Source organism: Candidatus Pelagibacter sp. HIMB1593 (assembly GCF_052047755.1).
GTDB lineage: Bacteria > Pseudomonadota > Alphaproteobacteria > Pelagibacterales > Pelagibacteraceae > Pelagibacter.
Map to the genome: position 1 here is coordinate 122,996 of NZ_JBNAJK010000001.1, position 24,713 is coordinate 147,708.

At 30.2% G+C, this 24,713-nt stretch carries 16 protein-coding genes and 1 tRNA gene; 8 read left to right on the forward strand and 9 right to left on the reverse strand.

Going from position 1 to position 24,713, the window contains the following annotated elements; all coding sequences use genetic code 11:
• The first annotated feature begins 8 nt into the window (after positions 1–8).
• A complete protein-coding gene (locus tag ACTTA0_RS00665; protein ID WP_440675521.1) occupies positions 9–755 on the forward strand; it encodes an alpha/beta hydrolase in 747 nt (248 codons plus the stop codon).
• Here the strand turns inward: ACTTA0_RS00665 and gltB are convergent.
• Complete coding sequence (gene gltB, locus ACTTA0_RS00670; protein WP_440675522.1) at positions 748–5,253, reverse strand: glutamate synthase large subunit; 4,506 nt, start codon at positions 5,251–5,253, stop codon at positions 748–750. The genes ACTTA0_RS00665 and gltB overlap by 8 nt on opposite strands.
• Positions 5,253–6,692 carry an NAD(P)-dependent oxidoreductase gene (locus ACTTA0_RS00675; RefSeq protein WP_440675523.1) on the reverse strand — a complete coding sequence of 480 codons (1,440 nt, stop codon included), beginning with the start codon at positions 6,690–6,692 and terminating at the stop codon, positions 5,253–5,255. The genes gltB and ACTTA0_RS00675 overlap by 1 nt, the downstream gene beginning before the upstream one ends.
• 182 nt (positions 6,693–6,874) lie before the next feature.
• Here ACTTA0_RS00675 and ACTTA0_RS00680 point away from each other — a divergent pair, with 182 nt between their 5' ends.
• Positions 6,875–7,639 carry an undecaprenyl-diphosphate phosphatase gene (locus ACTTA0_RS00680; RefSeq protein WP_440675524.1) on the forward strand — a complete coding sequence of 255 codons (765 nt, stop codon included), beginning with the start codon at positions 6,875–6,877 and terminating at the stop codon, positions 7,637–7,639.
• Here the strand turns inward: ACTTA0_RS00680 and ACTTA0_RS00685 are convergent.
• From ACTTA0_RS00685 to aceE, 3 genes are read right to left on the reverse strand one after another with little or no spacing between them, the layout of a single operon-like run.
• Positions 7,636–8,529 carry a DMT family transporter gene (locus tag ACTTA0_RS00685; protein ID WP_440650654.1) on the reverse strand — a complete coding sequence of 298 codons (894 nt, stop codon included), beginning with the start codon at positions 8,527–8,529 and terminating at the stop codon, positions 7,636–7,638. The two genes, ACTTA0_RS00680 and ACTTA0_RS00685, sit on opposite strands and share 4 nt — an antisense overlap.
• A 6-nt stretch (positions 8,530–8,535) precedes the next feature.
• Positions 8,536–9,798 carry a 2-oxo acid dehydrogenase subunit E2 gene (locus ACTTA0_RS00690; RefSeq protein ID WP_440675525.1) on the reverse strand — a complete coding sequence of 421 codons (1,263 nt, stop codon included), beginning with the start codon at positions 9,796–9,798 and terminating at the stop codon, positions 8,536–8,538.
• Positions 9,798–12,839 (reverse strand): pyruvate dehydrogenase (acetyl-transferring), homodimeric type, encoded by a 3,042-nt coding sequence (gene aceE / locus ACTTA0_RS00695; RefSeq protein ID WP_440675526.1) that lies wholly within the window; start codon positions 12,837–12,839, stop codon positions 9,798–9,800. Before aceE ends, ACTTA0_RS00690 begins: the two co-directional genes overlap by 1 nt.
• Positions 12,840–12,986: 147 nt before the next feature.
• Here aceE and ACTTA0_RS00700 point away from each other — a divergent pair.
• Positions 12,987–13,063, forward strand: a tRNA-Arg gene (locus ACTTA0_RS00700).
• A gap of 116 nt (positions 13,064–13,179) precedes the next feature.
• Positions 13,180–13,605 carry a PaaI family thioesterase gene (locus tag ACTTA0_RS00705; protein WP_440675527.1) on the forward strand — a complete coding sequence of 142 codons (426 nt, stop codon included), beginning with the start codon at positions 13,180–13,182 and terminating at the stop codon, positions 13,603–13,605.
• Between the two features lies 1 nt (position 13,606).
• Here ACTTA0_RS00705 and ACTTA0_RS00710 read toward each other — a convergent pair whose 3' ends face one another.
• From ACTTA0_RS00710 to ACTTA0_RS00725, 4 genes are all read right to left on the reverse strand, one after another.
• On the reverse strand, positions 13,607–15,928 hold the full coding sequence (locus tag ACTTA0_RS00710; RefSeq protein ID WP_440675528.1) for a TRAP transporter permease: 2,322 nt from the start codon (positions 15,926–15,928) through the stop codon (positions 13,607–13,609).
• 72 nt (positions 15,929–16,000) lie between these two features.
• Complete coding sequence (locus ACTTA0_RS00715; protein WP_262590104.1) at positions 16,001–17,005, reverse strand: TAXI family TRAP transporter solute-binding subunit; 1,005 nt, start codon at positions 17,003–17,005, stop codon at positions 16,001–16,003.
• A gap of 84 nt (positions 17,006–17,089) precedes the next feature.
• Positions 17,090–18,316, reverse strand: a complete 1,227-nt coding sequence (locus ACTTA0_RS00720; protein ID WP_440675529.1) for a pyridoxal phosphate-dependent aminotransferase — start codon at positions 18,314–18,316, stop codon at positions 17,090–17,092.
• Positions 18,317–20,278 carry an acetoacetate--CoA ligase gene (locus ACTTA0_RS00725; RefSeq protein ID WP_440675530.1) on the reverse strand — a complete coding sequence of 654 codons (1,962 nt, stop codon included), beginning with the start codon at positions 20,276–20,278 and terminating at the stop codon, positions 18,317–18,319.
• A gap of 174 nt (positions 20,279–20,452) precedes the next feature.
• On the opposite strand from ACTTA0_RS00725, the gene ACTTA0_RS00730 reads away from it, so the two are divergent.
• The 4 genes from ACTTA0_RS00730 to ACTTA0_RS00745 are packed head-to-tail and all read left to right on the forward strand — an operon-like array spanning position 20,453 to position 24,536.
• Complete coding sequence (locus ACTTA0_RS00730) at positions 20,453–22,930, forward strand: helicase-related protein (RefSeq protein WP_440675531.1); 2,478 nt, start codon at positions 20,453–20,455, stop codon at positions 22,928–22,930.
• A 4-nt stretch (positions 22,931–22,934) separates the two neighbouring features.
• A complete protein-coding gene (locus ACTTA0_RS00735; RefSeq protein ID WP_440675532.1) occupies positions 22,935–23,351 on the forward strand; it encodes a TerB family tellurite resistance protein in 417 nt (138 codons plus the stop codon).
• Positions 23,348–23,674, forward strand: a complete 327-nt coding sequence (gene fdxA / locus ACTTA0_RS00740) for a ferredoxin FdxA (protein WP_075484280.1) — start codon at positions 23,348–23,350, stop codon at positions 23,672–23,674. The genes ACTTA0_RS00735 and fdxA overlap by 4 nt, the downstream gene beginning before the upstream one ends.
• Entirely contained in the window at positions 23,616–24,536 is a 921-nt protein-coding gene (locus ACTTA0_RS00745; protein ID WP_440675533.1) for a CarD family transcriptional regulator, read from the forward strand. The genes fdxA and ACTTA0_RS00745 overlap by 59 nt, the downstream gene beginning before the upstream one ends.
• Positions 24,537–24,713 lie beyond the last annotated feature (177 nt).

Genomic DNA, 24,713 nt, shown 5'->3' on the forward strand with positions numbered 1-24,713 from the left:
AAACGATTATGGCAAATTTCAGATTCCACAAAATTTCAAAGACTAAGAAAATTAGACATATTTGTAAAATTTATAAAAATTCTCCATTCATAGTTTTCTTACATGGGTTTATGTCAGATCTTGAGGGAAAAAAGCCAGAAGCTTTTTTAAAATTTGCAAGAAAAAATAAAATAAGTTTTCTTGCTTTAGAATATTCAGGTCATGGAAAATCTACAGGTAAATTCACAAATGGAAATATTTCAAAATGGACTAAAGAAACTTCTATATTGATAAATAAATATATAAAAAATAATAATTTTTATGTCATTGGTTCAAGTATGGGCGCTTGGATTGCTTTAAGACAATTCAAAATATTTAAAAAACAAATTATGGGATTTTTGGGAATTGGCTCGGCACCTGAGTTTTTAGAAAATTTGATGTGGAAAAAATTCTCCAAAAAAATAAAGCAAGAAACAATCCAAAAAGGTATATATCACCTAAAACATGGGAATTATGAGTATCCAATCACTTATCAGCTTATAAAAGATGGAAGAAAAAATAAAGTTTTAAATAAAAAAATAAATTCAAAAATTAATGTTACTATGGTGCATGGTGAATATGATGAAGCTGTACCGGTAAGTTATTCTAGAAAAGTTTTAAAACTATTTCCAAAAGCAAAAAAGAAATTGATCATTGTAAAAAAAGGTGACCATAGCTTATCAAATAAGAAATGGCTTAATATAATCTTAAAAGAATTAAAATTATTAATTAACTAACTTCTTTTATAACTTTTTTTAAACTGATCGGGTTTTTTAGTTTATCTAACATTTCTTTAGGACAAACCTGAATGAAATTATTTATTTCATTATCATAATTTTGAATTATTTCTTTAGATAACAAAGATCCTGTCTCTCCATGGTGTTCTTTGATTAAATTTTTTAAATTTTCTTTCCAGTAATCTGTTTCAACATTCTGCCAAACAACTGACTCTGGGTTTACTTTTTTTTCAAATTCTTGTGATTTGTCATAGATAAATGCCATACCACCTGTCATACCAGCAGCAAAGTTATCTCCAACATCCCCTAGAATTACTACTGTGCCACCAGTCATATACTCACAACCATTCGAGTCACACCCCTCAATAACTGTAACTGCACCTGAATTTCTTACAGAGAATCTTTCACCAGCTTGACCAGCTGCAAAAAGTTTTCCAGATGTTGCTCCGTATAGAACTGTATTTCCTAAGATAGTATTTTCATTTGAAACTAAGTTGCTTTCCTCTGGTAGTCTTATCGAAATTGTGGCTCCTGAAAGGCCTTTGCCAACATAATCATTTGCATCACCTTTTAAAACCAACTTCAAACCTTTGGATGAAAAGGCCCCAAAAGATTGCCCAGCTGATCCTTTAAAGTTTAATACTAAAAAATTATCATCAAGTTTTTCATAGCCATATTTTTTATACAAATGGTGAGAAATTCTTGTCCCAACTGCTCTATGAGTATTTTTAATTAAATATTCTTTTTCAATTTTTTCAGAACTATCTAAAGCCTTTTCAATCTCAGGCCATATTTCTTGGTCTAGAGTATCTGGTACCAAATTAATTTCTTGTTTTTCACAGTATCTAGTATTGTTCCCGGTATCTGCTTGAACAAATAAAGGATTTAAATCTAAATCATCTAAATTATCTGAACCCTTGCTAACTTGTCTAAGTAAGTCAGTTCTACCAATAATATCATTTAATGATTTAAAACCTAATTTGGCTAGAATTTCTCTAACCTCAGTTGCTATAAACGTAAATAGATTAACAACCTTATCTGGTGTTCCAGTAAATTTTTCTCTTAATTTTTCATCTTGAGTACAGACACCAACGGGACATGTATTCGAATGACATTGTCTTACCATTATGCATCCCATTGCAACTAGAGCAGTTGTTGCAACTCCATACTCTTCTGCTCCCATCATGGCTGCTATAACAACATCTCTACCTGTTTTAATTCCCCCATCAGTTCTAAGTGTAACTGTATGTCTAAGATTATTTAATGTTAAAACCTGATTAGCCTCTGTTAATCCCATCTCCCATGGAATACCTACGTATTTTACACTCGTTTGCGGGGTAGCTCCAGTTCCACCGTTATGTCCTGAAATTAATATTATGTCTGCTTTTGCTTTAGCAACTCCTGCAGCAATAGTCCCAACTCCTGAAGATGCAACTAGTTTTACTCCAATTCTTGCTTTTGGATTAATCTGTTTTAAATCGTAAATAAGCTGCGCAAGATCTTCAATTGAATAAATATCGTGGTGTGGTGGAGGAGAAATTAGTGTTACTCCAGGCGTTGAGTGTCTTAACTTTGCTATTTCATCGGTAACTTTGAAACCTGGAAGTTGTCCACCTTCTCCTGGCTTTGCACCTTGTGCAATTTTTATTTCAATCTCATTACAATTATTTAAATAATTAACTGTTACACCAAACCTTGCTGAAGCTATTTGTTTTACTCTTGAGTTTGCACTATCTCCGTTATCTAAAACTTTAAATCTTTTTTCATCTTCTCCGCCTTCACCACTACAAGAAGCTCCTTTAATTCTATTCATACCTGTAGCCAAAGTTTCATGTGCCTCTTTAGATAAAGCACCATGAGACATGCTTCCGCTTCCAAATCTTTTTAAAATATTTTCTATTGGTTCTACTTCTGAAATATCTATAGCTCCCTTTAATTTTTTTTCTCTAAAATCAATTAAGTCCCTTAAATTTATTGGTGGTAAATTATAAATGCCTTCTGCATATCTCTTATAGGCGTCATAAGAATTAGAACCAACTGCACTTTGAAGTAAATGTATAAGTTTCCCTTGATATTGGTGTGTTTCTCCATTTTTTCTATATCTATAAATCCCTCCAATAGGAAGAATTGTATCTGTGCTTTCAAATGCTTCTTTATGAATTGCTCTTATTTTTTTTTCAATTCCAGTAAGTCCAATACCAGAAATTTTAGACACAACTCCTGGAAAATAATCTGAAACAATAGTTCTGCTCAATCCAACAGTCTCAAAATTGCATCCACCTCTGTAAGAACTTAAGACAGAGATACCCATCTTAGACATGATTTTTAATAAACCTGCATTGACAGATTTAATGTATCTTTCAACACATTCTTCAAAGCTAAACTTTCCAAATAATTTTTTTTCAAATCTTTGATATAAACTATCGAACGCCAAGTAAGGATTGACTGTTGTTGCTCCAACACCGATTAAAGTTGCAAAAGAGTGTGTATCTAATGCTTCTCCAGATTGGACATTGATTGATACATATCCTCTTAATTTTTTCTCAATTAAAAACGAGTTGATTGCACCTACTGCAAGCAGCATTGGAATTGGAAGTTTTGAAATTGATATATCTTTATCGCTAAGAATTAATTGTGTAACACCCTGTCTAACAGCAATTTCTGCATCTTTTTGAATTTTTTTAATAGCTTCGTACAAACTATTACTTTCTTCAAAGGTGCAATCAATTATTGTTGAATTATTTCCAAAAAAATTGATAAATTTTTCAAACTGAGAATTAGATAAGATTGGGCTATTAAGAACGTAAATATTCTGTTTTGTTAAATTATCAAAATCCAGAATATTGCCTAGATTTCCAAATCTTGTTTTTAAACTCATCACTTTGTTTTCTCTCAAAGAGTCTATTGGTGGATTTGTAACTTGGCTAAAATTTTGTCTAAAAAAATGATACAGAGGTCTATATTTATCTGATAGCACAGCTAAAGGGGTATCATCACCCATAGACCCTGTGGCCTCTTTTGCATCCTCAGCCATAGGGTGTAAAATTAATTCAAGATCCTCTAAGCTAATTCCAAAAGTATACTGTCTTCTTCTTAGATCATCCCCTGAAAAAGAATTTTTTTCATCCTCAATCGTTAGCTTGTCATCTAAATCAATAATTTGTGAATTAAAATGTTTGTACTCTTTTGCTAAATAATCCTTAATTTGTTTATTAGTAAATACTTTACCTTTTTCAATTCTTACTCCTATAATTTCTCCAGGACCTAATCTTCCTTTTGATAAAATTCTTTTTTCATTTAGCTCGATCATCCCAGTTTCTGAGCCTGCAAACAATAACTTGTCCTTTGTGATTGCATATCTTAGAGGTCTTAATCCATTTCTATCGTTTGCTGCAATAACCCACTCATTGTCAGTTCCAGCTATAGCGGCAGGTCCATCCCAAGGTTCCATTGTGCTATTTAAAAAATTGAATAATTGCTGATGATCTTTTGGTAAAGTCTTATTCTTCTTAGACCATGCATCAGGAACTAACATTAATTTAGCTAATGGTGCAGGTTGACCTGAAATGTTTAATAATTCGAAAACATTATCTAAAGCAGCAGAATCTGAGGCTCCTTGTTGAATAACTGGCTTAAGATTTTCTATATCATCAAATAATGGACTATTCATTTCTTGTTCATGAACTTTCATCCAATTTTTGTTTCCTCTATAAGTATTAATTTCTCCATTATGTGCAATTGCTCTGAATGGTTGAGCAAGATTCCAACTTGGAGCTGTGTTGGTTGAAAACCGCTGATGAAATATTGCGTATCTTGATACAAACCTTTCATCATTTAAATCTAGATAAAATTCTGAAATTGCTTCGGCTAAGAACATTCCTTTGTAAATAATTGACTTTGAACTTAAGGAACAAATATAAAAATTATTTAATGATTTTTTGAAAGCTTCGTTTTCGATTTTTCTTCTTGTCTCATAAATTTTTCTCTCCAAATCTTTATTTGTAAGTTCTTTATTATGAGGTTTGAAAAGTACCTGAATAATTTCAGGCATAGTTTGAAAAGCTTTTTCACCTAAAACCTTTGGATTAACGGGAACTTGTCTCCATCCATAAATATTAAAATCATTTTTCGTTAGTTCGCTTTCAACAATTGTTTTACAGCTCTCTTGTGCTGCATAGTCATTACGTGGAAGAAAAATCATTCCTACGCAGATTTCAGAATTATCATGCGTGTGTCCTGTAACTTCAATTTTCTCAATAAAAAAATCTTTTGGAATTTCTACGTGAATTCCAGCTCCATCTCCTGTTTTCCCATCAGCATCTACCGCACCTCTATGCCAAACAGCTTTTAAAGCTTCAATTCCATATTCAACTACATTCCTGGATTTTTTTCCCTCAGTGGAAGCTATTAAACCTACTCCACACGCATCATGCTCCATATCCTCAGAATAGACATTGTTTTTCTTAAGTAGATCAAAATTTTTTTTATAAGTTTTCATTAAGCAACTTTTTTCTCATTTTTGGATTTTGTTTCTAAATAATTTTTTATGGAATCTGCTGCGTCTCTACCATCTTTAATTGCCCAAACAACTAATGAAGCTCCTCTAACTATATCCCCAGCAGCAAAAACGCCACTTAGATTAGTTTCCATAGTATCAAAATCAGTTTTTATTGTTCCCCATTTTGTAACTTGAAGTTCATTGCTATCGAATAAATTAGGTAAATTCTCTGGATCAAATCCAAGAGCTTTAATAACCATATCTGCTTTTATTTCATAACTTGATCCTTCTTGTACTTCGGGTTTTCTTCTGCCAGTTTCATCTGGTTCACCTAGCTTTATTTGATCTACAAGTAAATTTTCTACCTTATTAGTTCCTTTAAATTCTTTAGGACTAGATAGCCATACAAATTCAACACCTTCCTCTTCAGCATTCGCAACTTCTCTTGCTGAACCAGGCATATTTTCTTTATCTCTTCTGTATAAGCATTTTACTGATTTTGCTTTTTGTCTTACTGAAGTTCTCACACAATCCATTGCGGTATCACCTCCACCAATTACAACAACATCTTTTCCCTCTGCATTTAGAATTCCCTTATCAAATAATTCAACCTCATCGCCCAATCCTTTTTTATTTGATGCTGTAAGAAAATCCATTGCCGGAAAAATATTGTCTAAATCATTACCTGGTAAATTAACTTCTCTAGCTTTGTAAACTCCTGTTGCAATTAATACTGCATCATGTCTTTTTCTTAATTGCTCTAAGCTTGCATCCTTGCCAACTTCGAAATTTTGTATGAATTCTATTCCACCATCTCTTAAAAGCTTTGTTCGTCTTTCAACTATTTCTTTTTCTAATTTAAAATTTGGAATTCCATATATTAATAATCCTCCAGCTCTATCATAACGATCGTAAACTGTAATTTTATACCCATTTTTTCTTAACTGTTCTGCCGCTGCTAATCCTGCAGGACCAGCTCCTATAATTCCGACACTTTGATTTTTTTCATTTGTAACTTCGATTGGTTTAACCCAACCTTGTTCCCAAGCATTATCTGTTATATATTTTTCAACGGAACCAATTGTAACTGTTCCGTGACCAGACTGTTCAATTACACAATTTCCCTCACATAATCTATCTTGCGGACAGATTCTTCCACAAACCTCGGGCATATTATTAGTGCTTTGTGAAAGCTCGTATGCTTCTTTTAATCTTCCCTCGGCAGTTAACTTTAGCCAGTCAGGAATATTGTTACTTAAAGGACAATGAACCTGACAGAAAGGAACTCCGCACTGAGAACATCTACTTGATTGTTCTTTAGCTTTTTCGTTGATATATTCGTCATATATCTCGTTAAAATCCTTTTTTCTTTGATCAACTTCCCTTTTAGGTGGAGTTTGCTGACCTATTTTTACAAATTTTAACATTTTGTCAGTCATAAAAAATATAATTTTCGGCAAATTATATAATGATTTTACAAAATAAAGCATTTAATAGGTCATATTTATTGACCTTTAATCTTTCATTTTTGTTATAAACAAACGGGTTTCTAATAAATGCATAGCTACTATGATCAAATCGTATTGTTTGAAATATAAGCTTTATAAGCTACGAAGAAATTATGTTTCAGAATATTATAGAAGTTTTAATCCTTTCAGCAATTCAAGGGATCTCAGAATTTCTTCCAATAAGTTCTTCTGCACATTTAATTTTAGTTTCAAGTTTGTATGAATTTAAATCTAGCTCATTACTAATTGATATTAGCCTTCATCTAGGATCTCTTTTTGCAATAGTTTATTATTTCAAAGAAGAGTTATTAAACATTAATAAAAATAAAAGACTAATAAGTTTAATTATTATTGGATCTATTCCATTAATAATCTTTGGATATATTTTATACACTACAGGGATAATTTATAGTTTACGAAACATTGAAACTATTGCATGGACAACTTTAATATTTGCAATTGTTTTATACATTTCTGACAAAAGTCGTTTTGATAAAAAAATTTCTACAAATTTAAATATTCAATCAATTTTATTTATAGGAGTAATGCAAATTTTATCTTTGATACCTGGAGTAAGCAGAGCAGGTGTTACAATAACAGCTGCGAGGATTTTAAAGTTTAATAGAGTGGATTCGAGTAAAATATCTTTTTTGCTATCTATACCAGCATTAGCTGGTGCAAGTGTACTTAGTTTAAAAGATATTTTTAATCAACCAACAGAATTTAATTATTTGGTAATAATTGCAATTATATCTTCTTTTATTCTTTCTTTTTTAACAGTTAAATATTTTTTAATTTTTATAAATAAGTTTTCTATGAATGCATTTGTAATTTATAGAATAATAATTGCTTTAGTATTGTTTAGTTTAATTTATTAAATTTTTTTTCTTTTTATAAGTGGGAGTAATTGTGATAATAAAACTCCACACAAAATAAAAAAACATCCAAGTATATTATTTATATCTAATACTTGATTTAAAATAAACCATGCAGCTACAGTTGCAAATACACCCTCAAGGGAAAAAATAATTGCTGCTGGTGCAGGTGTAATATTTTTTTGTGCATAAATCTGTAATACAAATGCAAATCCTCCAGATAATATTCCAGCATATAATATAGAATACATTTCCATTAGAATGTTGTTCCAAACAAATTCTTCATAAAGAATTCCAATGAAAAAAGACAAAATAGCTACGATTAAAGTTTGAATTGCTCCAATTGTAAGTGGAAGATTGTATTTAGAAATAATAATTCCAGTAAATATAATATGTGTGCTCCAAAATAGAGCTCCTAGTACAACCAAGGTATCTCCCAACCTAACAGTTGCATCGTAAAAATTTGTTAATAAATAACCTCCAATTAAACATAAAATTACTGAAGGCCATACACTCCAATGTATTGATTTTTTTCCAAACAAATAAATTATGATAGGCACCATAGGTACATAAAAGATCGTAAAAAAGGCTGCATTTGCAACATCTGTATAGAGCAAAGCAACCTGTTGTAATGCAGAACCTAAAAATAAGGACAATCCTATTAAAGACACATAAATTACAAATGTTTTTTTATCTGTTTTTAATTCTGGTTTAAAATTTTTTAATTCAAATAAAATTACGAGTGGGGTAATAGCTAAAAAACCAACAAAAAATCTAACAGCATTAAATGTAAAAGGACCAATATTGTCCATGCCAGTATCTTGAGCAATAAAAGTTGTGCCCCATATAAAAGTGCATAACAAAGCACTTAATAGGGAAATAGGCTTAGACATTTTTGATTATACAGCTAGCTTATAAGCAAAATTTTTGCCTAAGTTTTCTTTAAGATCATTGTTAAATCTTGCTGCCTCAGCTCCATCAATAATTCTATGATCATAAGACAAAGAAATCGGTAGCATTGTTCTAGTTTGAAACTTTCCATTTATATAAATTTGTTTTTTCTCTGATCTACCTACTCCTAATATTGCTACTTCAGGATAATTTATTATTGGTGTAAAAAATGATCCACCTATTCCACCCAAACTAGTAATAGTCATTGAACCACCAAACAATTCTTTTTTATCTATTTTTAAATTTCTACAAAGCTCACTTACCTCTCTCAACTCTCTACTAATATGAGAAATTTTTTTATTATTAGCATTTCTAATTTTTGGAACCATTAGTCCATTTGGAGTGTCTACAGCTATACCTATATGGTAATATTTTTTCATTGTCATTTTACCTGTTTCAATTTCATCAATTGAAGAATTAAAACTTGGAAATTTTTTTAACGAAGCAACTAAAGCTTTTACAATAAATGCTAAAGGAGTAATTTTAATTTTTTCTCCCGTATAAATATCAGTCAAAGAATTTCTGAAGTTTTCCATTTCTGTAATATCAGCCTCATCATGATTTGTAACATGAGGTATAGTGGTCCATGAATTTGTTAAATACTTTGATGATAATTTTTTTACTCTTGGTATATCTTTGATCTCTATTTCACCAAAATCTGAATGCTCAAATTCATTTTTAATTTTGCTTGGTTTTTTTTCCTCAACAACCTCAGTGTTATTGTTTGATCTTAATGCTACAAATTTTTTTATATCGTCTTCAACTACTCTTCCATCTCTCTTACTTCCTAAAACTTTATTTATATCTACACCGAGTTCTCTAGCAAATTTTCTAGCTTTTGGGCTTGCTGATGAAATGTTAGATACATTATTTAAAACTTTAGTTTCTTGTTGAACTTCAGGTTTTATTACTTCAATTTTTTTAAATTCTTTTTCTATTATTGGCTTCTGTTCAACTTTTTGATTTATCTGTGATGACTTTTCTAAAGTTAAAATTAAATCTCCTTCAGATACTTTATCTCCAACTTTTATATTTAAGTTAGAAATTTTACCTTCAAAACTAGATGGTATTTCTACGCTAGACTTATCACTTTCTATTGTAATTAAAGGGTCATTTTTTTTTATTGATTGGCCTTTTTTTACCAATACTTCAATAACCTCAACATCTTTAAAATCTCCTATATTTGGTACCTTAATTTCAATATCTGACATTATAATTTTGTTGGCATAGGTTTGTCGCCATCAATTTTGTATTTTTTCATAGCATCTTTTGCATATTTTGAAGCTATCAATTGTTCTTTTGCTAAAATGCTTAATCCATAAGCTACTAAATGTTCTTTATCTACCTCAAAGAATTTTCTTAAATTTTTTCTAGTATCACTTCTTCCGAAACCATCTGCACCTAGTGAATAAAAGCTCTTATTGTTTGTGTAAGGTCTTATTTGATCAGAGTTCATTCTCATATAATCAGATGCTGCCATAATTGGCCCTTCAGTACTTCCAAGACATTGCTCTACATATGATTTTTTAGGAGTTTTGTCCGGATTTAGAAGGTTATATCTTTCAACTTCCATTCCATCTTTTCTTAACTCATTAAAACTTGTAACACTCCATATTTCACTATCAATTTGATAGTCGTTTTGTAAAATTTCAGCTGCTGACATCATCTCTCTTAATATTGTTCCTGAGCCTAAAAGTTGAAGTTTTGTTTTTTTATATTTGTTAAATTCTTTTATCTTATACATTCCTTTAAGAATTCCCTCTTCACAATTTTTATCCTTAGGCATTTCAGGATGTGAATAATTTTCGTTCATTGTTGTAATATAATAGAAAACATTTTCTTTCTTCTCATGCATTCTTCTTAGGCCTTCTCTAAAAATAGTTGCTAATTCATAATGAAATGTGGGATCATATGTTACACAATTAGGAATTGTTGATGCAATCAAATGACTATGTCCATCTTGATGTTGTAATCCTTCGCCTGCTAATGTTGTTCTTCCAGCTGTTGCACCAACTAAAAAACCTCTAGCCTGGCTATCACCTGCGGCCCAAGCTAAATCTCCAATTCTTTGAAATCCAAACATAGAATAAAAAATGTATATTGGAATCATTTCAATATCATGATTTGTGTAAGCAGTTGCAGCTGCTATCCAAGAAGACATTGCTCCTGCCTCATTAATTCCTTCTTCAAGTACCTGTCCACTTTTATCTTCTCTATAAGAACTTAGTTGTGCAGCATCTTCGGGTTCATATTTCTGTCCTTCGTGAGCGTATATTCCAATTTTTTGAAAAAATCCTTCCATACCGAATGTTCTTGCTTCATCTGGGATAATTGGAACTAATCTAGGTGAAATATTTTTATCTCTTAACAAATTAGTTAACATTCTGACCAGTGCCATTGTGGTAGACATTTCTTTTTCACCAGTTGAAACTTTCATAAAATCAAAAATATCTTTTGATGGTGCTTTAATAGGTTTTGCAAAGGTTGATCTCTCTGGCAAATAACCACCCAGTTTAAGTCTTCTCTCTTTTATGTACCTAATCTCTGGAGATTTCTCATCAGGCCTAAAGTATTCTATGTTTCTAACTTGTTCATCAGTTAGGGGAACATCAAAACGATCTCTATAATACATAAGATCATCCACATCTAATTTTTTAGTTTGGTGAGTAGTGTTTACACTTTCACCTGTTTTTCCCATTCCATATCCCTTGATTGTTTTTGCAATAATAACTGTTGGACTTCCTTGGTTTTTAATTGCTTTATCATAAGCTGCGTATACCTTATGAGGATCGTGTCCTCCTCGATTTAATCTCCAAATATCTTTATCTGACATAGATGAAACCATCTCCAAAGTATCTGGATTTTTTCCAAAAAACTTTTCTCTCACATATGCGCCATCTCTTGCTTTCATAGCTTGGTATTCACCATCTACAGTTTCATTCATAATTTTTACTAATTGACCAGTTTTGTCATTAGCTAACAATGAGTCCCAGTATGAACCCCAAATAACTTTTATGACATTCCATCCAGCGCCTCTAAAGCTACCTTCTAGTTCTTGGATAATTTTTCCATTTCCTCTTACAGGTCCATCAAGTCTTTGAAGATTACAATTAATTACAAAAATTAAATTATCTAGTTTTTCTCTAGCTGCTAATCCAATTGCACCCATGGACTCTGGTTCATCCATTTCACCATCTCCTAAAAAAGCCCAGACCTTTCGTCCCTCATCTTTGATCAATCCTCTATTGATTAAATATTTCATGTATCTTGCTTGATAAATTGCAAGCATTGGTCCTAACCCCATCGAAACAGTCGGAAATTGCCAAAAATTTGGCATTAGCCAAGGGTGAGGGTATGAAGACAATCCTCCAGGTTTTACTTCCTGTCTAAAACTATCTAATTGTTTCTCAGTTAATCTACCCTCTAAAAATGCTCTAGCATACATTCCAGGTGCACTGTGTCCTTGGAAATATACTAGATCACCTCCAAATTTATTGTTTTTTGCTCTCCAAAAATGATTCATTCCAACATCATATAAAGTTGCAGCAGATGCAAAGGTTCCTATGTGTCCACCTAATTCTGGAAATTTTTTGTTAGCTCTTACTACCATTGCAGCTGCATTCCATCTGATCAGAGATCTTATTCTTCTCTCAATATTTTGGTCTCCATTTGATTTTATTTCAGCCTCAGGAGGAATGGTATTTATATATGGAGTATTTTGGGTGTAAGGAATATTTGCTCCTTCACGATAGGCTTTGTTAATTAATTCCTTAATTAAAAAATGAGCTCTTTGATTTCCATCTTTTGAAATTACTGCAGATAAAGACTCTAGCCAATCTTGAGTTTCTAAAGGATCTGTATCTAATCCATTTGTAACTTGAATTATAGATTGTTTTTTTTCTTTGGCTGGCTCTGGAACATTCACCAGCTCCTTTTTATTTACAGCCATAGCTTCCTCAGCTTGTTTAATAATATTTTCTGTATCTTTAGGAAGATTACTCTCTGGGAGATTTTTGGTTGAATTGCTTAAACTTAAAAGTAAATCACCTTTTGAAACTTTATCACCTACTTTGACATTAATGGTATCAATTTTTCCTGAAATAGTTGATGGAATTTCAACACTAGATTTATCACTTTCAATTGTGACTATTGGATCATTTTCCTTGATTGTGTCTCCTGGCTTTACAAGTAATTCTATTACCTCAACATTCTCAAAATCACCAATGTCAGGAACAAGTAGTTTTTCGCTCATTATTTAAAAGGCTTATACACTCAAATAAAATATATTTTTATGTTATTTTATCACATTAATTAATCTTTTTATGCAAAGCTGTGTTTTAATTGAACAAAATTTGTTAATAAAACCATAAAATACAGTATCTTTAATAAAATTAATTTTGGACCGCTGGCCAAATTGGATAAGGCGCTCGGCTACGAACCGGGAGATTCCAGATTCGAGTTCTGGGCGGTCCACCAAAAAGGAAAAAAATGATTGATTGGCTATTAAAAGCTTCTTTACAAAAATCAGTAATTTACTTTTTTATAATTATTACATTGTTATTATTGCTATTAACAATTGTATTGTAAATTTTATGAGTAATGAGTTTGAACAAATAAGTCTAACCCCAGGGTTCATGAAACATAATGGAGGTGTTTTGTTTAGAAATATCTCTGAAACTGAATATGAATTTAAATCTACTATAAATGAAAATCACTTAAATGCTGCAGGAATAACTCATGGAGGATATCTATCGGCATTAATAGATGCTGGTGCTGGAACCGCAGCTCACAGATCTTCTGGTAATGCTCCATGTGTAACTATTTCGTTAGATATTAAATTTATTGGTGTCTCAAAAGTTGGTGATGAAATTATTGGGCACACAAAAATATTAAAAAAAACAAATACATTAATATTTTTATTTTGTGAGCTTAAATGTAACAATAAAATTATAACATCAGCAACTGGAGTTTGGAAAATTTTAAAAGTTAAACCTTCAAACTTAGGTCCAGGTGGTTAATTCATTCCTTTCTTCTAATATTAAAATATCCACAAATAACTAATAAAATTAAAGCAATTGGATAAACTATATTTTTCGATGGTCTATCAGAATTTTCAATTTTGAATTCACTGATATAATCTCCCATTTCAAAACCATTTTTTTTTGCTTCTCCATTCCATTTTAAATTATCAACTATTATTTTTTCATCCTGCTCTAATAAAGTAATCCCATAATCCTCTAGAGTAAAATGATCCTCAAATGTATTTTTTGATATTACAAAAAGCTTATATCTTTCTCCATATAAACTAGGTCTCGTTATTTTAATTTGAATTTCTTTTTCTGAATCTAATTTTAATGAATTTATTTTACTAATTTCTTCATAATTATATTTTGGATAAAATTTATTTAAAACAAAATCTGGAGACAACAAAGAAATAGAAATGATTAAAAAAATAATAATTTCGTACCATTTAAGTTTATTTACAAACCATCCTTGTGTCGCTGATGTAAAAACTAAAATTCCAATTAATGAAGTTATAATAACAACTAGTCCATGCCAAATATTCTCAATACCAATAAGTAAAAGTTCATGATTAAATAAAAAGACTATCGGCAATATTCCTGTTCTTAAACTATACCAGAAAGCTTGAACTCCAGTTCTTAATGGATCTCCTCCTGATATTCCCGCAGCTGCATAAGAAGCTAGTCCTACTGGCGGTGTTACATCTGCCATCAGTCCAAAGTAAAAAACAAATAAATGAACTGCTATCAGTGGAAAAATAAACCCAGATGCATTTCCAACATCAACTAAAACAGTTGCCATCAAAGATGCAACTACAACATAATTTGCAGTGGTTGGTAAACCCATTCCTAATAATAAACACAAAATTATAGTTAAAAATAATAGTATTGTGACATTATCTTTAGCAATAGATTCGATAACAATAATTAAGTTTGTACTTAAGCCAGTTGAGCCAACTGCACCTACTATGATACCAGCTGTAGCAATTGCAATGCCAACTGCAACCATATTTAATGCTCCTTTTTCAAAACCAACGATTGTTTGATTAAACCATTCTTTAAAAGAATCTTTAGAATAATTATTTTTAATTATTAAGTTGATTAGATTTACTAAAATTAAAGTAATTGTTGCATAAAAAATTGAATACGAGGCAGTAAACCTTAAATAAACAAGAGTATAAATTAAAACAAAAATAGGAATTAAAAAGTGAATTCCAGATAAAAATGTTTTTTTCAAATTAGGAACGTCCGCATCGTCCATTCCTTTAAGATTTAATTTTAAAGCTTCTAGGTGAGATATATAAAATAGAGCAATATAGGAAATAATTGCAGGTAAAAAAGCATGTTTAACTATTTCAAAATAAGTAACTCCAATAAAACTTGCCATTACAAATGCTGCGGCACCCATCACAGGCGGCATTATTTGTCCATTTACAGATGATGAAACCTCAATTGCACCTGCCTTTTCTTTAGAGAAACCTGTTTTTTTCATTATTGGAATAGTAAATGTTCCAGTAGTTACGGTATTAGCAATTGATGATCCTGAAATTAAGCCAGTCATTCCTGAACCTAGAATTGCGGCTTTGGCTGGTCCACCTCTCATTTTACCAACCATCGCAAAAGCTAAATCTAAAAAATATTTACCACCACCTGCTGTTTCAAGTAAGGCACCAAATAAAACGAACAGAAAAATAAAATCTACGGAAACCCCAATAGGGATTCCAAATATTGCCTCTTGATCCAACCATTGAAATCCTACCAATCTATTTAAAGACAAGCCTCCATGAGATATTATTTCTGGGGCATACCTTCCAAAATATGAAAATAATAAAAAACAAGTTGCAATGATTACCAAAGGTAATCCAATTGCTCTTCTTGTGGCCTCTAAAAGAATTAAAATACCACATCCTCCTAAAATTAATTCTACTGGAAAATTAAATGTATCAGTGATTTCCAAACTTAAAAGGACACCACCCCTCTCTACTAGTTGATCATAAAAAAAATAAATATAGAGACAAGAAAAAGCACCTACAAAACTTATAATAATATCAAAAAATGAAATTTTTTTTCCTTTTGCTACCGGGTAAATTAAAAATGCTAAAGTTAATGCAAATCCTAAATGTATTGCTCTAGCCGGTAAACCTTTGAACATTCCAATATTCAACATAAATGGAAATGGTGATGCGTACCAAAGTTGAAATAAGGACCAAATGATAGCTATTGCAGATACTACCTTTAAATGAAATCCAGTAATGTTTCTAGTTGGTGATAAATCCTCGCTTATTTTATTTTTTATATTGGCACTAATTGAATCACTCATAAGAAATATTCATACCATAAAAAAAAGGCCCGGTAAAAATTACCAGGCCTTTTAAAAAGTAAAAAACTTAGATTACATTAATCCAGCTTCTTTATAATATTTAATTGCACCAGGATGTAGTGGAGCAGATAAACCATCTTTAATCATGTTTTTCTTTTCCAAAAATCCAAATGCTGGATGTTGTTTTTTGAAATCATCAAAGTTTTCAAAAACTGCTTTTGTAACTAAGTATACTAATTCTTCAGAAACATCTGCCGAAGTTACCACAGTTGCTTTAACACCAAATGTAGTAGCATCTTTTTTCTGTTTTGTATAAGTGCCTTTAGGAATTACAGCTTGCGCATAATAATCAGCACCATCAATTAAGCCTTGAACTTCTGGTCCAGTCAAATTGATTGGAGATGCTTTAGCTGCACAAGTTGCTGCTTGTTCCATTGCACCATTTGGAAATCCTACCGAATAACCAAATGCATCAATTTTACCATCACATAAAGCTTTCACTTGCTCTGAAGAAGTTAACTCTGTTGTTGATTTAAAGAAACTATTATCAACACCCATAGCTTTCATTAGCTCTTCCATAGTTCCTCTCTGACCAGAACCAGGGTTACCAATGTTTACTACTTTACCTTCTAAGTCTGCAAAATCTTTAATTCTTGCTTTTTTTCTAGCCCAAATTTGAAAAGGTTCGTTGTGAACTGAAAACACAGCTCTCAAATCACTAAACTGTTTTCCTTCCCATTTGCTTGAACCATTCACTGCGTGATATTGCCAGTCAGATTGAGCTACACCAAATTGAAATTCTCCAGCTGCTATTTGTCCAATATTGTAGTTTGAACCACCTGTCGATGGAGCAGTACATCTATACGCTTTAGCTGTACCTTTTTTTCTACCGTGCTCAGCACTAATTGCTGATTTATGAAGCATTTTACATATAGCGTTACCTGTTTGGAAATATACTCCAGTAGGTCCACCAGTTCCTATCGTGAAGAACTCAGCTGATTTAGCAACTGTAGTTAAGGACAGTGATGCAAATAAAATCAGTAAAGCACTTGATAGGGATGTGATTATTTTTTTCATTATTTTTCCCTCTCTATAATTGTATGTCGTTATTTTTTATAAATTAATCTTACCAAAAAATTATAATAGATGTATAGGCTGATTTTAAAGATTTTCTGACCATTTTTTTAAATTATCAATACCTTCTACAACCTTTGGTGCCAACTTTTCGATTATATTAAAATCAATAGATTGATCTTCCTTAATACTATTCATGAATTTTTCTCCATCAAAATCAGTAAAGCTTAATCTTGCAAGCATTTTACTTTCATTAAATCCAAAATCTGATCCAGGTAATAATGCAACACCTGTTTCTTTTAAAATATTTTCACACATTTCTGATGAAGTTTTAAATTTAGAATTTAAAAATTCAGGCATTAAATAGAAACCTCCTTGAGGTTCATTAATTAAAATTTTGTTTGATTTTAAATTTTTATAAACATAATTGCCGACAGCCTTTAAAATATTTCTAGATTTATTAATGTATTTACTATGATTGTTTTCATATGCTTTTATTGCAGCATATTGGATAGGCGCACTTACTGCTGAAAAGGTTTCACTGGCTAAAACATTAATCATATTTTTTATGTCATTTAAGCTCTCTGGGACAATAAAATATCCCAATCTCCAACCACCAGCTCCACACCATTTACTTAGGCCGGTACTGATAATTGTTTTTTCAGGACAAAAATTTGAAATAGACTTATAATTTTTTGTAAAAGTCAGTTCTGAATATATCTCATCAGATAAAATTATAAGATTATGTTTATTTGCAACATTAGAAATCTCTTCCAAATTTTCACAAACTTGTCCTGAAGGATTATTGGGGGAATTTAAAAATAATAAATAATTTTTATTTTTATCTTTTAATATTACTTCCTCTATTTCTTGGGCTGTAGGGAACCAATTATTTTCTCTTTTTGTTTGTAAAATTTGAATTTTGTTTCTTCCTAATATTGCTTGTGGCGCATAAGAAACCCAACTAGGTGCAGGCAATATAATTTCACCATCGAATATTACATGAAGTAAAAACATCAACTCTTTAGAGCCTGGTCCTATGATGACATTCTCAGAATTATATTCATAATTTTTTTTCTTTGATGAGTATTTTGCAACAGACTGTCTTAGTTCTGAAAGACCTTGCATGGGCAAATATTTGTTTTGATACGCATTGTTTTTAAGCTCCTCTACTACGTCTTGTGGAACTTTAAAGGGTGATTGTCCAAAACCAAATTTAAATATTTTTTTTCCTTCATCTTCAAGTTTTTTTGAAGCTTCATTAATTGCTAGCGTAGAAGATGGTTTTAAATCTTTAACTATATTTTTTAACATTTAATAACTTAACTGTTTCAAATTTTTGTATTGTTTTAAAACTTCTGGGTTTGCTAAAGCTTCTTTATTTTTAACAACACTTCCTTCTATAGTGCTTTTAACTGCAAGCTCAACAATTTTACCACTTTTGGTTCTTGGAATATCTTTTACAACAATTACTTTGCTAGGGACATGTCTTGGTGATGCATTTATTCTTATTTGAGTTTTTATTCTATTAAGTAAAGAATCATTAAGTATGTATTCATTACTCATTACAACGAAAAGAATTATTCTTATATCATTATCCAAAGATTGACCAACTACTAGTGCTTCTTTAATTTCTTTAAACTTTTCAACCTCAGAATATATTTCAGCAGTACCAAGTCTTACACCTCCTGGATTAAGGGTAGTGTCAGATCTTCCATGTATAATAAAACCATCGGTATTTCTTCTTTCAGCATAATCACCATGATGCCAAGTATTTTTATATCTATTGAAGTAAGCTTTTTTAAATTTTACGTCATTTTTATCATTCCAAAATTTAAGAGGCATTGATGGAAATGGATTTTTACAAACTAGTTCACCTTTAGAATTTTTTAAAGATTTACCGCTATCATTAAAAACATCAACATCTAAACCTAAGCCTGAATTTTGTATTTCACCAATATTTACTGGCTGATATATATTTCCTAAAACAAAACATGATACAATATCTGTACCACCCGAAATAGATGAGAGATGAACTTTCTTTTTAATATTTTTATAAACATATTTAAAACCTTCACTTGATAAAGGAGAACCTGTTGAACATATTGTTTTTAGTTTTTGAAGTTTATATTTAAATTTAAGATTAGGTTCTAATTTTCTTAGAGCATCAATATATTTAGCACTAATTCCAAACAGAGTAATTTTTTCTCTTTGTGCTATTTTTAAAAGTAAATCACTTGATTTATACATTGGAGAACCATCAAAAAGTACTATTGATGCCTTTGAAGCTAACGAGCTTACTAACCAATTCCACATCATCCAACCACAAGTGGTAAAATAAAACACGTTATCATTTTCTTTTATATCGCAATGTAATTGGTGTTCTTTCTTATGTTGAAGAAGAACTCCACCAGTTCTGTGGCAAATACATTTTGGTTTTCCGGTTGTTCCACTTGAATATAAAATAGTCAACTCGCTTTCGAAATCATACTTTTTAAAATTTATTTTTTCAGATTGATTTTGAATAATCTCACGCCATTTAATTAAATTTATTTTCTTATATTTACTTTTATTAGTGACATATTTTTTTCCAGGATAATTAACAATCACAACATTTTTAATTGATGGAATAGATTTTAAAATTTGAGATAATCTCTCTAATACATTAATTTTTTTCCCATTGTAAAAATACTGGTCTGTAATGAACAAAACTTTTGGATTAATTTGAGAAAATCTTTCAACAACACCTTTAATACCAAAATCAGGACTGCATGAAGACCAAATGCTTCCTAAAGTACTCGCTGCTATAAACGCCTCAACTGTCTCGATAGTATTAGGCATATAAGCTGCAACTCTGTCTCCTTTTTTAATTTTAATTTCCTTTAAAAACTTTACAATTTTGCCTGTACTTAAATTTAATTCTCTCCAAGACTTTTCTTCTCTAAAACCATTTTCGCTTATAAAAGTGATTGCCTTATCATCATTATTTTTTGACAATAAATTCTCACCAAAATTTAACTTACTACCTGGTAAGAATAAATTTTTATAAAATATTTTAGATTTTTTAATTTTTTTTTTACTTTTCAATCCTTTAATTTCTGAAAATTCCCAAAAATAATTCCAAAACTCAGGAGAATTTTTAACAGTCCAATTTAAAAAAGTTTTGTAATTTAAATTAAATTTTTTTTTGATTTTATTTGAAATAAATTTCTCAAAAGCATAAAGATTTGAATTTTTTTTCTCTTTTATAGATGCTTCCCAAAGTTTATTGGTCATTTTTATTTTATTAAATTACTATTATAGAATTAATCTCAATTATGATATTCTCATTAATATTAATATAAAAATGAGAACTTTTTACCCTCCGATTCGGTCATGTTTTAGTCTATTTTTGTTCTTTAGCACTAACAATATCTGGTAGGTAAAAAAAATTATACACCAAAGATAGAAATGCCTAAAAATAAAATTACAGCTGTTCTTGGTCCAACAAACACAGGTAAAACTCATCTTGCAATTGACACAATGCTATCTTTTGACAGCGGAATGATTGGGTTCCCATTAAGATTATTAGCAAGAGAGGTTTACGATAAAGTAATAAAAAAAATTAGTATAGACAAAGTTGCTTTAATTACTGGTGAAGAAAAAATAATTCCTACAAACGCAAAATATTATTTATGCACAGTCGAATCAATGCCTATTGAAAAACATTTAGAATTTGTGGGCATAGATGAAATCCAAATGTGTGCAGATCATGAAAGAGGTCACATATTCACAGATAGATTATTAAATTTAAGAGGTGAAAAACTTACGATGCTAATGGGTTCTAGTACTATTAAAAACATCATATCTAAATTAAACGAGGATTTAGAGTTTATTAATAGAGATAGATTGTCAAAACTCACTTATGCCGGACATAAAAAGATATCAAGGATAAATAGAAAAACTGCAATTATAGCTTTTTCAGCGGAGGAAGTTTATGCAATAGCAGAATTAATAAGAAGACAAAAGGGTGGGGCAGCTATAGTTATGGGTTCATTAAGTCCTAAAACGAGAAATGCTCAAGTAGAACTTTACCAATCTGGAGATGTCGATTTTTTAGTAGCCACTGACGCTATTGGAATGGGAATAAATATGGATCTAGATTATGTATATTTTTCAAATCTTAAAAAATTTGATGGAAAAAAATTAAGAAAATTAAATTTATCTGAAATAGGTCAAATAGCGGGAAGAGCTGGAAGATATTTAAATGATGGTGGTTTTGGAATAACTGGTGATTGTAAAGAAATTTCACCTGAAGAAGTGGAATTAATTGAAGGACATAAATTTGAAGAAATAAGAACTTTATTCTGGAGAAATTCTGATCTTAATTTCAATAACCCAAATTCACTGATTAAAAGTCTTGAAGAAAGACCCCAGATGGAATGGTTAAGAAAAGTTCACGAATGTGAGGATGAAAGAGCGCTAAAATATTTTATAAAAGATGAAAAAAATAATCTAGAATTTAACGAAAGAACTCTCAAATTATTATGGGAATGTTGTCAGATACCTGATTTTGTTAAAAAAACCTATGGCAATCATTATGAAGTGATCAAAAATGTTTTTAAATTTTTAAACAGTGAAAAAGGTCTAATTTCAGAAGATTACATGAGATTACAACTCATGAAACTTGATAAATTAGAGGGAAATGTAGATTCTTTATCAAATAGAATTGCAAATGTAAGAACTTGGTCTTATGTTTCAAATAAAAATAATTGGGTAGAAAATCAAAATTATTGGATAGAAAAAACAAAACATTTAGAAGATAGACTTTCTGACAGACTTCATGAAGAACTTACCAAGACTTTTATCGACAAAAGAGCAAGTATACTTGCAAGAGGTTTAAAACAAGACATGGAATTCAAAACTGAAATATTACAGAACAATGACGTTAAAATAGATGATCAGTTTATTGGTAAAATCAAAGGTTTGAAATTAGAATTAGATTTAAAAAAAGGCTCTCTTGAAACTGATATCAAGTCATTAAAAAAAGCTGCTAGACAATCAATTGGGCCTGAGTTTAATAAAAGAATTCAATCAATTATAGATACGGGATTAATAGATTTAAAAGAGGATTTTAAAATATATTGGAATGAATTTCCAATTGCTAGACTGTTACCAGGAAATGATTATTTAAGTCCTAATTTTACTTTAGTCGTTGATGACATTATTGAACAAAATCCAAAACAAAAACTAAATGATTTTATTCAAAAATGGCTAAACTCTAAAATAAGCGATGTCTTGAAAAGTTTAATAGATTTAAAAAACATTAAAGAAGATAAGTCTTCAATTAAGGCTTTGGCTTATCAGCTTTATGAAAATAATGGTGTTTTAAAAAGAGAACAAGTTTCTGATTATTTAAAAAATCTTGAACAAATAGATAGAAAAGTACTTAGAGAATTGGGTGTAAAATTTGGAAGATACCATGTATTCCTTTATCAGCTTATAAAACCAGATGCTGTATCTTTAAGAACCTTATTGTGGAAAAATTTTCATCAAAAATTCTATAATTTAAAACCACCAACTTTTGGATTAAATTTTTTAGAAGATAAAGACTCTAAAAATAAAAACTTTATGCTTCTCTGTGGATTTGAAAAATTTGATAATCTTTTTGTAAGAATAGATATTCTTGAAAGACTCTTTGTGCAAATTATTAATGCTACTTCAAAAGAAAATAATGAAATAAAAATGATACCTGAAATGTTAAATCTTTTAGGGTGCAGCAAAGAGAACTTTAAAAAATTATTACAAAAAATGGATTATAAAACTTATGAGAAAGAGCAAGACATGTTTTTTAAATATAATCCTGTTAAAAAATTTAAAAAGATACAGAACAAAAAAGTTTCAAATGAAAATCCATTTAAAGTTCTTAAAAATCTCAAGTTAGGTTAATTTTATGTTTTTTAAAAAGACAGATAAAAAAGAAGAGAATAATTTTATAATAAAAGTTTGTGCTTTATTAATCCATGCTGCAAAAATAGATGAAAATTATACTGACAAAGAAGAGCAAATAATTAAAAAAACACTTCTAGAGTTGGGCCTTGAAAGTGAAAAAATCACAAAAACTATACAAGATGCAAAAATTATTGAGGAAAATTCAAACCAAATTTTAGACTTCACAAGAGAAATTAAAAATTTACCTGAAAAAGATAAAATTAAAATAGTGGAAGCTCTTTGGTCAATTATTTATTCTAATGAACATGCAGATATGTATGAAACAAATCTTATGAGAAGACTAGCGGGACTTTTATACATTGACAGTAAAACTATGGGGGATATTAAGCATAGATTAAAAAAGGAAAGTAAAGAGTGACTTATATTGTAAACGATAATTGTATTAAGTGTAAACTTACTGATTGTGTAGACGTTTGTCCGGTTGATTGTTTTTATGAAGGTAAAAATATGCTTGTAATTAAACCGGATGAGTGTATAGATTGTGGCGTTTGTGAGCCAGAGTGTCCCGTTGATGCTATAAAAGCAGATACAGAACCTGGAAGCGAAAAATGGCTAGAGATCAATAAAAAATACTCAGAAATCTGGCCAAACATAAGTGAGAAAAAAGATCCCCCTGCGGATCATGAAAAATTTAAAAATGAGCAAAATAAGTACGAAAAGTATTTTAAAGAAAATCTTTAAAGGCAAATCAGATAAAGAAATGATAAAAAAAGTTAAAAAGAAAAAAGTAATTAAAGTTAAAAAAGTTGTAAAACCTAAAACTAAAAAAGTTAAAAAAGTAGTAGTAAAAAAAACCAAAAAAGTTTCAAAAAAAATTCCAAATAAATCACCTAAAATTAAAAAAGTTTCAAAAACTACTGAAACGCAAGATGAACCTAAAGTAGATAATTTAAGAATATCAAAAACTAATGAGGTTAAGCCAGAGATAAAAAAAGTTAAAAAACAGGAAACTGAAAAAAGAGAATTTAAAATTAAAGATTATGTTGTTTATCCAAAACATGGTGTTGGTCAAATTACAGAATTTAAAAAGATAAATATTGGTGGTATTGATGTTGAAACATACGTTATAAAATTTGAAAAAGATAAAGCTAATGGTATGGTACCCGTTAACAAACAGTCTCACCTAAGGCCTTTGGCAACAATTAATCAAGTAAACAAATGTATTTCTATATTAAAAAGTAAGCCAAAAATCAAAAGATCAATGTGGAGTAGAAGAGCACAAGAATATGAGGCAAAAATTTCATCAGGTAAAATTTATGAATTAGCTGAAGTTGTAAGAGATCTCAACAAAGGTGATGATCTTATGGTTGATCAATCTTATAGTGAAAGACAACTTTTTGAAAAAGCTTATGAAAGAATGCAATCAGAATTTCAGATAATTTTAAATTTATCTCCAGAAGACACTCAAAAAAAATTAGATAAAGCATTAAAGAGAAATGTTGGTGGACAAACACAAGCTATTAGTGCTACTCCTAAAACTCCAACTGCTGATTTACCTGTCGAAGAACCTATTTCTGAAACTGACGAACCTTTAGACGAATAAAAAAAAACGCCTCTCACACAAAAAGTTATGAGAAGCGTTTTTTGTAAAGAATACTAAGTTATTATTTTCTTCTTTTCTTAGCCTTTTTAGCTTTTTTCTTAGCTTTTTTCTTAGCTTTTTTCTTAGTTTTCTTTGCCGCTTTTTTTCTTTTCTTAGGCATCTTTAGCTCCCTTTTTA

Excerpts from the sequence above, each read along its gene's own strand:
- ACTTA0_RS00665 (WP_440675521.1), top strand. The coding sequence starts at position 9 with ATGGCAAATTTCAGATTCCACAAAATTTCAAAGACTAAGAAAATTAGA.
- gltB (WP_440675522.1), bottom strand. The coding sequence starts at position 5,253 with ATGAAAACTTATAAAAAAAATTTTGATCTACTTAAGAAAAACAATGTC.
- ACTTA0_RS00675 (WP_440675523.1), bottom strand. The coding sequence starts at position 6,692 with ATGACTGACAAAATGTTAAAATTTGTAAAAATAGGTCAGCAAACTCCA.
- ACTTA0_RS00680 (WP_440675524.1), top strand. The coding sequence starts at position 6,875 with ATGTTTCAGAATATTATAGAAGTTTTAATCCTTTCAGCAATTCAAGGG.
- ACTTA0_RS00685 (WP_440650654.1), bottom strand. The coding sequence starts at position 8,529 with ATGTCTAAGCCTATTTCCCTATTAAGTGCTTTGTTATGCACTTTTATA.
- ACTTA0_RS00690 (WP_440675525.1), bottom strand. The coding sequence starts at position 9,798 with ATGTCAGATATTGAAATTAAGGTACCAAATATAGGAGATTTTAAAGAT.
- aceE (WP_440675526.1), bottom strand. The coding sequence starts at position 12,839 with ATGAGCGAAAAACTACTTGTTCCTGACATTGGTGATTTTGAGAATGTT.
- ACTTA0_RS00705 (WP_440675527.1), top strand. The coding sequence starts at position 13,180 with ATGAGTAATGAGTTTGAACAAATAAGTCTAACCCCAGGGTTCATGAAA.
- ACTTA0_RS00710 (WP_440675528.1), bottom strand. The coding sequence starts at position 15,928 with ATGAGTGATTCAATTAGTGCCAATATAAAAAATAAAATAAGCGAGGAT.
- ACTTA0_RS00715 (WP_262590104.1), bottom strand. The coding sequence starts at position 17,005 with ATGAAAAAAATAATCACATCCCTATCAAGTGCTTTACTGATTTTATTT.
- ACTTA0_RS00720 (WP_440675529.1), bottom strand. The coding sequence starts at position 18,316 with ATGTTAAAAAATATAGTTAAAGATTTAAAACCATCTTCTACGCTAGCA.
- ACTTA0_RS00725 (WP_440675530.1), bottom strand. The coding sequence starts at position 20,278 with ATGACCAATAAACTTTGGGAAGCATCTATAAAAGAGAAAAAAAATTCA.
- ACTTA0_RS00730 (WP_440675531.1), top strand. The coding sequence starts at position 20,453 with ATGCCTAAAAATAAAATTACAGCTGTTCTTGGTCCAACAAACACAGGT.
- ACTTA0_RS00735 (WP_440675532.1), top strand. The coding sequence starts at position 22,935 with ATGTTTTTTAAAAAGACAGATAAAAAAGAAGAGAATAATTTTATAATA.
- ACTTA0_RS00745 (WP_440675533.1), top strand. The coding sequence starts at position 23,616 with ATGAAAAATTTAAAAATGAGCAAAATAAGTACGAAAAGTATTTTAAAG.